The organism is Methanosphaera sp. ISO3-F5 (assembly GCF_034480035.2).
In the GTDB taxonomy this organism is placed as follows: Archaea; Methanobacteriota; Methanobacteria; order Methanobacteriales; family Methanobacteriaceae; genus Methanosphaera.
In genome coordinates this window covers 23416-35880 of sequence record NZ_CP118753.2, presented here as the reverse complement: position 1 = coordinate 35880, position 12465 = coordinate 23416, and the positions used below count along the sequence as shown (strand labels likewise).

Annotated in this window: 12 protein-coding genes; 11 read left to right on the top strand and 1 reads right to left on the bottom strand. The window is 29.8% G+C overall.

Going from position 1 to position 12465, the window contains the following annotated elements; translation table 11 throughout:
* The first annotated feature begins 129 nt into the window (after window positions 1-129).
* Genes PXD04_RS11860 through PXD04_RS11850 form a run of 3 tightly spaced genes read left to right on the top strand, consistent with a single transcriptional unit; the run spans window position 130 to window position 3192 of the window.
* On the top strand, window positions 130-1803 hold the full coding sequence (locus PXD04_RS11860) for an acetolactate synthase large subunit (protein WP_323737095.1): 1674 nt from the start codon (window positions 130-132) through the stop codon (window positions 1801-1803).
* 5 nt (window positions 1804-1808) lie between these two features.
* A complete protein-coding gene (gene ilvN, locus PXD04_RS11855) occupies window positions 1809-2309 on the top strand; it encodes an acetolactate synthase small subunit (protein ID WP_409988293.1) in 501 nt (166 codons plus the stop codon).
* A 37-nt stretch (window positions 2310-2346) separates the two neighbouring features.
* Window positions 2347-3192, top strand: coding sequence for an alpha/beta hydrolase (locus PXD04_RS11850; RefSeq protein ID WP_323737093.1), 846 nt, complete (start codon window positions 2347-2349; stop codon window positions 3190-3192).
* On the opposite strand, the gene PXD04_RS11845 is transcribed toward PXD04_RS11850, so the two are convergent.
* Entirely contained in the window at window positions 3193-4236 is a 1044-nt protein-coding gene (locus PXD04_RS11845) for an acyltransferase (protein WP_323737092.1), read from the bottom strand.
* A 530-nt stretch (window positions 4237-4766) separates the two neighbouring features.
* Here PXD04_RS11845 and PXD04_RS11840 point away from each other — a divergent pair.
* The 8 genes from PXD04_RS11840 to PXD04_RS11805 all read left to right on the top strand — a co-directional run bounded on the left by PXD04_RS11840 (window position 4767) and on the right by PXD04_RS11805 (window position 12127).
* Window positions 4767-5975 (top strand): ATP-binding protein, encoded by a 1209-nt coding sequence (locus PXD04_RS11840; protein ID WP_323737091.1) that lies wholly within the window; start codon window positions 4767-4769, stop codon window positions 5973-5975.
* Window positions 5976-6285: 310 nt separating this feature from the next.
* Complete coding sequence (locus PXD04_RS11835) at window positions 6286-6576, top strand: hypothetical protein (RefSeq protein ID WP_323737090.1); 291 nt, start codon at window positions 6286-6288, stop codon at window positions 6574-6576.
* Window positions 6577-6969, top strand: coding sequence for a hypothetical protein (locus PXD04_RS11830; RefSeq protein ID WP_323737089.1), 393 nt, complete (start codon window positions 6577-6579; stop codon window positions 6967-6969). It abuts the gene before it with no gap.
* Window positions 6947-7075, top strand: coding sequence for a hypothetical protein (locus tag PXD04_RS11825; RefSeq protein ID WP_323737088.1), 129 nt, complete (start codon window positions 6947-6949; stop codon window positions 7073-7075). Before PXD04_RS11830 ends, PXD04_RS11825 begins: the two co-directional genes overlap by 23 nt.
* A 414-nt stretch (window positions 7076-7489) precedes the next feature.
* The gene (locus tag PXD04_RS11820) at window positions 7490-7627 is read left to right on the top strand and encodes a hypothetical protein (RefSeq protein ID WP_323737087.1); all 138 of its coding nucleotides are present in this window, start codon (window positions 7490-7492) and stop codon (window positions 7625-7627) included.
* Between the two features lie 333 nt (window positions 7628-7960).
* Entirely contained in the window at window positions 7961-9850 is a 1890-nt protein-coding gene (locus tag PXD04_RS11815) for a phage holin family protein (RefSeq protein ID WP_409988292.1), read from the top strand.
* Window positions 9851-10173: 323 nt separating this feature from the next.
* Entirely contained in the window at window positions 10174-11514 is a 1341-nt protein-coding gene (locus PXD04_RS11810; protein WP_323737085.1) for an IS4 family transposase, read from the top strand.
* A 73-nt stretch (window positions 11515-11587) separates the two neighbouring features.
* A complete protein-coding gene (locus tag PXD04_RS11805) occupies window positions 11588-12127 on the top strand; it encodes a GNAT family N-acetyltransferase (RefSeq protein ID WP_323737084.1) in 540 nt (179 codons plus the stop codon).
* Window positions 12128-12465 lie beyond the last annotated feature (338 nt).

Here is a 12465-nt window from a genome sequence, read left to right as displayed (position 1 = left end):
TTTTACAAAAAACCTAAAAAACTAATAAAAAGTATTAGCATTAAATGATATAATTATATATGTATAAAAAATTATAAAAAATATATCATTTTTATCTAATTATAATTTAAACAAATATGAGGGGAAAAAATGAATGGAAGTGACGCATTACTAAAGAAACTTAAAGAAAATGGTACTGACATAGTATTCGGTTACCCTGGAGGAGTACTTCTACCATTATATGATTCATTATATGATTGTGACATAAAACACATACTTGTAAGACATGAACAGGCAGCAGCACACGCCGCCGATGGATACGCAAGAACATCAGGAAAAACAGGAGTATGCATAGCAACCAGTGGTCCTGGTGCAACAAACCTAGTAACAGGTATTGCAACTGCACAAATGGATTCAAGCCCAGTAGTTGCACTTACTGGACAAGTTGGAACACCAATCATTGGAACTGATGCATTCCAGGAAGTTGACACTATAAGTATTACAATGCCAATAACAAAAGCTAATTTTCAGCCAAGAAAATCCAAAGACTTACCAGAAATAATTGACGCAGCATACCATATTGCAGGAACCGGTAGAAAAGGAGTGGTTGTAGTTGACCTTCCAAAAGATGTTCTTGAAGCAGACGTTAACGAAGATGACATGAAAAAAGTTATGAAACTTGAAGGATACAAACCTACAACCAAAGCAAACATAAAACAGATAAAAAAGGCAATAGAAACCATAAAGAATAGTGAAAAACCTATTATCCTAGCGGGTGGTGGAGTAATATTATCTGATGCAGCAGGTGAACTGTTCGAATTTGCAAAACTATCAAACATAGCTGTTGCAACTAGCCTAATGGGTAAAGGATCAATACCTGAAGACCATGAATTATCCCTTGGACTTCTTGGTATGCATGGGCTAGAATCAACAAACAATGCAGTGACAGACTGTGACTGCCTTATAGCAATTGGTTGCAGATTTTCTGACCGTACAACAGGTAAAGTATCAGAATTTGCACCAAATGCAACAAAGATTCATATAGACATTGACCCGGCAGAAATTGGTAAAAACGTGCCAATAGACATACCTATAGTGGGTGATGCAAAAATTACCCTACGATCACTCATAGAAGAATATGGCGATGAAGCTGCTAACTGGACAAGTGAAGTTGTAGAAAAAAGAAAAGCATATGTTCCAAAGATGAACTTTAATACTGTTCCACTTAAACCTCAAGAAGTAATTAAGGAGATAATGGAAGCAATTACGCCAACAACAATAGTATCTACTGATGTAGGACAAAACCAGATGTGGATGGCACACTACTATAAGACCAGGAACCCAAGAACATTCTTATCCAGTGGTGGACTGGGAACCATGGGTTACAGTTTGCCTGCTGCAATAGGTGCACAAATTGCCAAACCTGATGAAAACGTTCTTGCTATATGTGGAGATGGTGGATTCCAGATGGTATCACAGGAACTTGCAACAATACATGAGTATGATCTTCCAATAGTTACATGTGTATTAAACAACAGATACCTTGGAATGGTAGCACAATGGCAGGTATTATACTATGATGAAAGAATTTCACAGACAAAGCTTGCACCTACACCTGACTTTGTTAAACTAGCAGAATCTTATGGTGTACGTGGAGAAAGAGTAGAAAATCCTGGAGAACTAAAAGAAACCATACATGAAGCGCTTAAATCAAGAGAAGCAACCGTGATTGATATACCTATAGATCCTAATGAGTTATTACCTATGGTACCTCCTGGAGAGAAAATTACTAAAATTGTTGGAGAATATAAAGTAGAGGAATGATTAAAATGGGAAAACATGATAAGCATACTATAAGCATACTCGTAGAAAATAAGACGGGTGTACTGCAGAGGGTAGCAGGACTATTCACAAGACGAGACTTCAACATAGACAACATCACAGTAGGAAAAACAGCAAACACCAAAATTTCAAGAATAACCATCACAACATACGGTGACAACAACACACTAGAACAAATCATAAAACAACTAAACAAACTCATAGAAGTCATCAAAGTACGAGAAATGAAACCAGAAAACACACTAAGAAGACAACTAGCACTACTAAAAATACACGCACCAAAAGAACAAGACAAAGCCGAAATAATACAGTACGTAAACATATTCAGAGGACATATAATAGACGTAACACCAAAAACAATAACAGTAGAAATAACAGGAAACCCAGACAAAATAAACGCACTAATGAACCTACTACGACCATACGGAATCAAAGAAACGGCAAAAACAGGAATAACCGCAATAGGAAGAGGACAAAAAACATTATAATACTCTTCCAACTAAACTACTTTTTTTGTGATGTTTAATGACCCAAAGATCAATTTTATCAAGAATTGCCGAGTTTATTCTTAAGAAAACTAAACCAAAATATATGGATTCGCAAGAAGAAATTAAACTATTTTTAGCAGATAAACAGGATGAACCCGTTAGGACAATATTTCATACTGAAGAATTTGAAGATATGAAAATAGTTACTATGGGCCATGACTATGATAATTCTCATGTAATAATATACCTCCATGGTGGTGCTTATGTTAACCAGTTAAATTATCAGCATACCATCTACTGTTATCTTCTTAGCAGAATTCTTAGAATTCCCATTATTTTACCTGCATACCCCTTGGCTCCGGAACATGATTATAAAGATGCATATGATTTTATGTATAAGTTATATTCAAGGTTATGCCAACAATACGAACATATTACATTGATGGGAGATTCAGCTGGTGGAGGATTCATACTAGGTTTTAGTCAGTATATTAACTTTACTTCACTAAGACAAGCAGATAATATCATAGCATTTTCACCATGGGTTGATTTGTCAATGCCAAGGAAATATGATGATAAAGATGACCCTATACTGGGAACTGTGGGACTGAAAGAGATTGGAAAAAAATGGGCAGCTGATGATATATTCAATTATAAGGCAAGCCCCCTATATGGTGACAACCAAAAACTACCAAGAACACTAATTACAGTAGGGACAAATGAAATATTCTATCAAGATGTGAAAAGATACTATGAAAAACTAGTAGATAATGACGTGGATGTAGAATTAATAGTAGGAAAAGATTTATTCCATATTTACCCATTGTTTCCAATACCCGAAGCAATAAACATGATAAAAAAAATAAGAAAAGAAATAAGATAATTAACGCATATACAACATAAATTTACCAAACTTAGGAATTCTGTAAATTATAATTGCTGTAGCATAACTGCACACTATCAATAATACCCATAACAGTAATGCTTTAACCGGCTCAGTGAAAGGTAACATTACAATAAATGGAAGCAATGGAAGTCTAAACAGGTTATGTATCAGGAATACAGCAAATGAATACTTAGACAATACTTTAACCTGACTATAAAATCTTACACTATTCATCCTTGAAACCAGTTCAAACAGTGCAAAGGATCCTGTTAGTATAAATGGGAATTCATACCATAGAAAGAAATTATATCCTCTGATGAATGTATAATACTGGAATAATACACAAATCAGGAAGGACACAATAGTCACTATCCCCCATACATTACTTGATATTTTCTTGAACATTCCCTTTTTCACAAGATAACCTAAAATAATGTAAATACCATAAATACCACCACTAAATCCCAGACAGTATTGTATTGCAACGTTCTGAATACCCTGCATATCTAGTAGAACTGTTATGAAAGGCAGACAAAATGCTAATAATGAAAATACAACTGTTGCCTGAAAAATTGTCCTATCTGCAAACTGCTTTATGGCAGCTGCAACAAAAGGCATAGACAAGTACATACCAATAATCATTGGCATATACCACATATGACTAAAGAAAAGATTACCCGCTTCCACGGGATTGACCTGAATATACTTATTTGATATAACAAACAAGGATAATGCATAAATAGCTGACCATAATACTGTGACAACAATCAATGTCTTACAATTATTATTCCAAAACTTCTTAACCTTCTGATCATCATAAACCCTATCCAATAACAAATAACCCGTTATCATCAAGAAGAAGGGAACACCAATACGTCCAATGAATAATGAAGCAAATTGAAAGATTCTTGAAAATAATGTGTAATTCATGATTGCATCAGAGGATATAATATATATACCATCCACAGAATGAATATACAATACTGTTAATATAGCTATTGCACGTACTAAATCAATCCATTCAATTCTTGTTTTATTCATAAACCAATCTCCTTATAAAGAAGTTTGTTTAAAATAATAGAAATATTTTTAGTTAAAAATGTCATAATAATTACAAGATACATGAAAATAATCTTATAATTCTTAACAAACAAGTAATCCTCCAACATAAGGCCAATAATGAAAAAATCATATTATATCCTTTTGAAAAGTCAAACACCCCTCCAATAAGAAAAAAATTGTATACACCATAAATTTAGGATAACTTTATGATAGGAGAAAAAAAGATTGAATTAAATATATAAGATGTGAAAAACATATTGAGCATACAATATATCATATGAAAGGCTCTGTAGAAAACCTTGCATTGAGAGAAATATGAGTAATAACCCAAATATAGTTTTTTTACAGAGCCGAAATTAGAATTTTTTTCTTATAATAAAATTTTTATAACATAACAGGAATAGTTTTTCTTATAGGAAAATTTTTATAATATAAATGGAATATTTTTTCTTATAGGAAAATATATATTGTTTGGCAGGTAGTTTCAAATGGTTCAAAGAGATTTATATATGAGTAAAATTGATGAATTTATTGATATTGATTTAATTAAAGTTATAACTGGAATAAGACGTTCTGGTAAATCTTATTTTTTAAATTTATTAATTGAAAAACTAATTTTAGAAAAAAAAGTTGATAGGGAGAATATATTATTAATAGATTTAGAAATACCTCCATATAACTATATTACAACTCGTGAAGAATTAGATGAAATAGTATTAGAATTTATTAAAAGAAATAATTCCAAAGTTTATCTATTTTTTGATGAGATTCAAAAAGTCAAAGAATGGGAAAAAAGTATTGCAGGTTATCATAAGTTAAAAAATACTGATATTTACATTACTGGTTCAAATTCAAAATTACTCTCAAAAGAATTAGCAACATTATTAACAGGTCGTTATGTCAACATCCCCATATATCCATTTTCTTTTAATGAATTTTTAGATTATAAAATTGAATTAAATGATGAATGTATAATTAATAATAAGAATAATTCAGAAATTGAAAATCTTTTTGAAGAATATTTAGAATATGGAGGTATGCCTGTAACTATTGCTACAAGAAAAAATAAATTAACAACCTTAAATGACTTATTTTCATCCATATTATATAATGATATAATAGAAAGATTCAATGTACGCAATACGGGATTATTTAAACGTATTATACGATTTATAATAGAAAATATAGGTAATCTTATTTCAGCTAATTCAATATATAAACATTTAAAACCTACAATACCTGAAGGTTTAACAACTAAAACTATATATAATTATTTGGATTATCTTGAAGAAGGATTTTTATTATCTAAAGTATCCAATGAATCTCTAATAGGATATGATGAAATTGTAGGTTTAGAAAAATATTATCTTATGGATCATGGATTTTATAAATCAGAACTTGAGGAAAAACAAATCAATATTGGAAGACGATTAGAAAATATAGTGTTTTTACATCTTCTTAGAAATGATTATATAGTAACTGTTGGTCGTATTAACTCATTAGAAGTTGATTTTATTGCAAAGAAAGATAATAAACGCATTTATATTCAAGTATCTTATTTGTTATATGATGAAAAAGTTATTAAACGTGAATTTGAGCCATTGCTTAAAATAAGAGATAATTATCCTAAATATGTGTTAAGTATGGATAAACTTGATTTTTCCAGAGAAGGAATTGAACATGTGAATATCATTAGCTTTTTAAGAAATTTTAATTAATTATTAGACATCAATTTATATCTTTCTATTTTTTTAATAGAAGAGTGTTGGCATAAATTCGTTTTTGTAATACTTTTTATGTGGATGAAACTTTTTTTAGTATGATTGTTACGTATGTATATATGAATATGAAATATATTACTTATCAAGACCCCCCCCTGATTACTTACCAGCTGCTCTTGGATTAAACTTATATACATTTTATTCTATAATTTATATTATCGAAGTCATAGAATTGTTATTTTATGAAATTCTTTTCTTGATTTTCGTTTTTAAAGTTAATGGAGTGAAATAAGCAGTATTAATTATTATGATAGATGAAAATTGTATATATTTAACTCAAAGTACTCTTATTCGAGGTCTTTCTAAGAAACAATTCAATGTTTTAGTGGATATTTCATTGAAATTAAATAAATTAAGAAATAGTGCTATAAAAACTACTAAATTAGATAAATGTGCTGATGATAAACATTTTAAACAGATGAATTTCAAATCAATAATCACTAAAGTTAAAACCGAATTCAGTAAAGATTATTCACTTATTCAAGCCAATATAGCAAATAATGTTATTAAAAAGCATGTTGAATCTTTTAATTCTTAGGTGGCATTAACAAATAAAAGCATCGATAATGAATATAAACGACCATCAAATAAACCTAAAACCAGAGATAACAGTTTACATAATATCATAATACCACGGGAGTCAATAACTTCTTCCAAGAAAAAATTAGCCCAGGGTTACATCGAATTACCCTTAAGCAGAGAATATAAAAAACAATTAAAATCCAAAGATTGCAGACCACGTATTAGAATTCCTGAAAATATACGTGACAAAAAGATTATACAAGTAGAAATTATACCCCTAAAGAATGAACAAACGTTTAAAGCCAATTTCACATACCAAATGAAAAAAGAGTCCCTAAATTTAGATGAAAGTAAAATGATGGGTATTGATTTGAGTGTTAATAATTATGGCAAGTATTGTTACAAGTGAAGGGACCCCATACATCGTGGGCGGGCGATTTTTAAAAAATCAAATAGCCTTCAAATGCAAAAAAACAGCACAATACCAATCAATACTAAACATTAACAGGGACTAAAAACATCCAAACGAATACAAAAAATAAACACCAAATTTAAAGCAATACAAAGACAACTTCCTAGATCACACAACCAAATTCATAATAGAATACATGCAAAAAACAAGACATAGGAACCATAATACTCGGATACAACAAAAACTTCCAATACGAAACAGATATGAGAAAAAAACAAAACCCTAATATTCACACAAATAGCTTTCAAAAAATTCATAAACAAAATAGAAACACAATGCCAAAAATACGACATCAAACTAATTATTACCGAAGAATCCTACACAAGCAAAAGCAGTTTCCTAGACAACGACATACTACCAACCTACAAAACAAACGAAGAAAAAAAAGAGGAATATAAATTTAAAGGAAAACGAATAAAAAGAGGACTCTATAAAACAAGCACCGGAACATTAATAAATGCAGATATCAACGCAGCATGTAACATCATACGTAAAAGTAAGCAGAACTTCCCCAAGGAACGACTGTATAAGTGGGCACGGACTGCCCCAGAGAAAATCAAAAAAATACAAGACTATTTTCAAAAATAAACAATAAAAGAAAAGGGGGTATTGTTATATTTGATTTGAACAAAGACATAATGCTGGTTATCATTTTGATAAAAAGGTTAATATTTTTTCGAGTATTACTTTTTTTCTCTTGAAACTAATTTATGCCAAGTCTCGAAGATTAAAATATATGATTTGATAAACTAAATATATGGAAGTTTAACATTATTTAGGAATAATTTATTTTCAATTTTAATACATGTTAACCTTAGTTAAGAATAATATGGGAATAGATAAAATGGAACGTATTCAGAATTTTGAAAAACCGCCCGAAGTATCCTTAAAAAGAAGTTTAATCATATTTATTGGAAATGTGATTGGAATGTATCTTATTAGTTTTTTTGGATTGGGTGTTAGCATAAGCCATTTCAATGATATTGCTTTATTCGTCATATACATAAGTATAATTAATGCACTATTATGGCCAATTCTTACAAAAATATTAATGCCATTTCTTGTTTTAACTTTCGGAATAGGAACCCTAATATTAAATGGAGTTCTATTGCAATTCATAGGACCCTCTTTCGGAATACATGTAAATGGGCCGGCAATAATTTTAGCTCCATTAGCAATGTCTTTTGTAACAACTGCATTATCAACAATATTAACTATTGAGGATGAAGGATCATATTACAGGTCTGTTTATAGAGATGCTGAAAAGAAAAGAAAAAAAGAAACCAAGAATTATCCTGGATTAATAATTGTTGAAATTGATGGTCTAGCATATGATGTTTTAAAAGAAGCTGTTGACAAGGGTTTAATGCCTACAGTTAAATCCATGATGGAAAATACTCATAATCTTAGGATGTGGGAAACTGATCTGTCCTCACAGACCGGTGCTAGTCAGGCAGGAATTTTACATGGAAATAATGAGGACATAACTGCATTCAGGTGGATTGAGAAAGAAAATGATAATCAGATGATGCAATGCTCTGGAGTAAGTAAAGTAAAAATATTAGAATCAAGAATTTCTGATGGTGACGGATTACTTGTAGACAATGGTGCCAGTAGGTCTAATCTGTTCTCTGGAGATACAGATAATGTGATTTTTACATTCAGTAAAATACTAAACCTTAGAAAATTATACAACAAAGCATGGTTTTCAGTGTTCTCTAATCCTAGTAACTTTGCGCGTATAGTGTGTTTATTTTTATATGAAATGATACTGGAAATTGTTTCACAGATAAAACATGTCATAAAGGATATTAAGCCTAGAATTAGTCGTGGCATCACATATATTCCTGTAAGAGCTGCTACTAATGTATTTATGAGGGAAATTAATACGTCCACATTGATTGGGGATATGATGGTCGGAGATATTGATGTTGCATATTCCACTTATCTCGGGTATGATGAAATAGCGCATCATTCAGGAGTTCGTGATGAAGATTCATGGTATGCTCTTAAGGGAATGGATAAACAGATTAAACGTTTAATCAAAACAAATAATTATACTCCTAGAAAATATCAGTTCGTAATCCAATCAGATCATGGTCAGACAAATGGTGCAACATTTAAACAAAGATACGGACAATCATTTGAAGATTTTGTTAAATCATTGCTTCCTACAAACATGAAAATGTTCGCAAAGATGACCTCAAATGAAGATCATTACGCTGAATCATTCATTCCATTTTCCAAAAAGAATGATGACTTGATTGATAAAGGAGAACAAGAAAAACTGGGAGATTCAGAAGTTATCGTGCTTGCTTCCGGAAATCTTGCAATGATCTATTTAACCCAGTGGAGTCATAGACTAACCTATGAAGAGATACAAATGTTCTTCCCTGAATTGATTCCGGGCATTGTTAACAATGAATATATCGGATTCGTAGTAGTCAAATCATCCGAAAAAGGAAACATGGCAATTGGTAAAAATGGTACTTACTACTTAGATTCTGATGAAATTGTTGGAGAAAATCCTTTCAGAGGATTTGGTAAAAACATTGCAAGACATGTTAAAAGAAACATTTCATTTAAGTACACTCCCGACATTTTAGTCAACAGTTTTTATGATGAAGAAAATGATGAAGTTTGTGCCTTTGAAGAATTAGTTGGAAGTCATGGTGGAGCTGGAGGAAGTCAATCAGAACCGTTTATACTTTATCCTAAAACTTGGAATATTGAGGATGATGAAATTGTTGGTGCTGAGAGCATTTACAGAATATTGAAAGATAATTTAAGAAAATTAAAAGAAGAATGTGAGGATTAAGTTATATAATCCCCCCCCCCAAATAATCATTTTTTTTATTAGAGAGCAATGCTATCAAGTTAAGGATTTCTTCTTTTTAATATCTTATTTTTCTATTTAATCACCATTTTTAACTTTATTTTTACTTAATTCTTCATATTATATTATTATACTTTATACTACTAATTGTTTTTTATTTATATCTATTTTTAAGTATTAATTATAGTTAATTTTATATATTACTTATTATATAGTTTTATTTAAGTAATTAGATATGTTAATAGTTTTTATTTGATGTATTGTCAAGTTTTTGTTATTTATATTTGTTTTTGGTGTGATTTATTATGTGTTTCATGTCTTTTGTTTCTGATTATCTGGAAAAAATTAATAAGTATTGTTGTAGAAAATATGTATTAGATGATGTTCATTTTACCCGTAAGCGTAAAATTGGGATGGATGATTTGATTCTTCATATTATTACCAATAAAAACCGTGCTAATGTTGTAGAATGTTTATCTTTTTATAAAGAACTTAAACAGGATGATTTTGTGACTATTACTCCTCAAGCTTTTAGTGAAAAACGACAATATTTGGATCCAAGAGTATTTGTTGATATGAATTCTGATTTGATGTCTGATATTTATAATCAAAGTGATGAATTAAAGGAATATAAAGAATATTGGATATTTGGTTGTGATACAAGTGTTATTGATTGTCCTAATACACCTTTAACTAAAAAAGAATGGGATGTTCCAAAAGATAATCCTATCCACGAATATCGTAGTAGAGCAAGAATTTCTGCCATTACTGATGATTTAAATCATTTTATTCTATCTTCAGAAATAGTTCCTAAAAATACATCAGAAGTAGAGTTAGCAATAAACCACATAAACGATTTAAAAGATAAGATAACTCTCAATAAGAGTATAACAGTATATGACCGAGGATATAACAGTACAAAACTAATATTATATCACTTGATTAACAAATCAAACTTCATAATAAGATTAAAAAAGGACACCTATAAAAATCAACGAGCAAAAATGCTATCAGATGATGAAAACATAGAAATCAAAGTCAAAAAGATTCATAAAAAAGATTTAACACCTGAAGAAAAAATAATTGCTAAAAGTATAGGAAACCCACAAATAAGAGTAGTGAACATACCAGTAACAAGATCCAATGGAGAAACATACATAGAATCATTAATAACCAATCTTCCACAAGAAAAATTTACCCCAGAAGACCTTAAAAGATTATATGGAACCCGATGGGAAACAGAAATCAATTTCGACAGATTAAAAAACAGATTAGACATAGAAAACTTCTCAGGACAAAAGAAAATAACCATACAACAAGACTTTTACAGCCACATATTCATTTTCAACATACTAATGGCAACATACAATGACGCCACACAACAAATAAACCGAAAATCACGAAAAGAAGTACAAGAAAAACTAGAATACAAACCAAACTTAAACACAATAATAGGACTAATAAGAAAATACCTATTAAAACTAGTATTCGAAGATAAAGCAACACGGACAAAAATAATAAAGCACATAACAGAAATAGCATCCAAAAGTTTAGTCACAACAAAAATAAGCCCACCCCCAAACACCAACAACAGACTAGCACAAGACCCAACAAACAAACACCCCGGAAACAACAGAAAACCATAAAAAAACAAAATGAAAAAAAAGTTACTTCAACACAAAATCCTTAACTTGATAGCATTGATTAGAGAGTATTGATATGAAATATGTGAATTTCAATCCACAAATACATGACATGGATACAATTGCAACATTACAATATAATGTAGATTTTAGAACTTATGATAAGCTTTTTAATTCAAAAGAAAAAGCCATCTCAGCTATTAAAAAAAGTCTTAAAGAAGACGATTGTATTAAGGTTATTTATAAAAATGAAAAGGTTATAGGATTGTTAATTACATATACTAGGAATAAAAAACCTAAATTTCATTTCAGCTCTCTTAAACTATTATTTATTGCCATATTAGATTATTTTGTTATTTGTGACATCAAAAAAGATGATATCTATATTGCAGAAATAGCTATTGTTGAAAATCAAAGGTCAAAGGGTTATGGAACTAAGGTCATTAAAGATGTTATTGATTATGCACGAAAGAAGGGTTATAAAAGAGTTATTTTAGATGCTGATTTCAGAAATCTGAAAGCAAAAGCATTATATGAAAGGTTAGGCTTTAAAGTTTTTAATAAAAAATCTTTTTTAAAAAGAGGCATGTATAATATGGAGTATGAAATTTCTTAAGATATATTTAATCCAGAATTTACAATATATTATAATATGGGGGACTAGAATGTACTGCAATATATTATACTAGATTCACAGATTAAACTAGGAACAATGATTCTTATAATACTTCCTATTTTTATTAACTAATTTTTTCATCATATTACTTTTTCTATTTTTGTATACATAGCTCATTGAAGGATGTTAAGAAAAAATAATATTACATACTTCTAATATATCTATAATTAGAAGAAAATTTAAAGCTTAAATTAATGAATACTTAATAATATTAATTTATAGACTTTTTTTATGTTTTCTATCATTATTTTTTTTCACATATATAGTAGTGATATTAA